The organism is Paraburkholderia sp. BR13439, assembly GCF_040948805.1.
Lineage (GTDB): Bacteria > Pseudomonadota > Gammaproteobacteria > Burkholderiales > Burkholderiaceae > Paraburkholderia > Paraburkholderia youngii.
This window is the reverse complement of record NZ_JBFPKN010000157.1, coordinates 1-411: the sequence shown is the minus strand read 5'-3', so window position 1 is coordinate 411 and position 411 is coordinate 1. Positions and strand designations below refer to the sequence as shown.

Below are 411 nucleotides of genomic sequence, written 5' to 3'. Positions count from 1 at the left end.
AGCCGCATGGTGTGCACGAGGGCGACACCCGGCGATTTCCAGCACGGAGGCCAGCATGGGACACGATAACACGGTGTACGTCGGTCTGGATGTCCACAAGGAATCCATCACGGCAGCCTACGCCGTCGGGATAGGCGAGGTGGAATTGCTGGGCAAGATCGGCACTTTGAAGACTGACATCGACCGCCTGTGCCAGCGCGTGCAGTCCAAGGCGACGCACGTTCGCATCGTCTACGAAGCAGGGCCATGCGGCTATGGTCTATACCGGCAACTGGTGCAGAAGGGATTCGACTGCATGGTATGTGCCCCGTCGCTGATTCCGAGGAAACCAGGCGAGCGGGTCAAGACCGACCGCCGCGACGCCCTCAAACTCGTGCGCTCGTTGCGCGCAGGTGATCTCTCGTCAGTCTA

Annotated in this window: 1 protein-coding gene; it reads left to right on the top strand. The window is 61.3% G+C overall.

The features are described from left to right. Positions 1-55 precede the first annotated feature (55 nt). A partial coding sequence (locus AB3X96_RS42675; protein ID WP_368594432.1) for a transposase occupies positions 56-411 on the top strand: 356 nt, incomplete at its 3' end.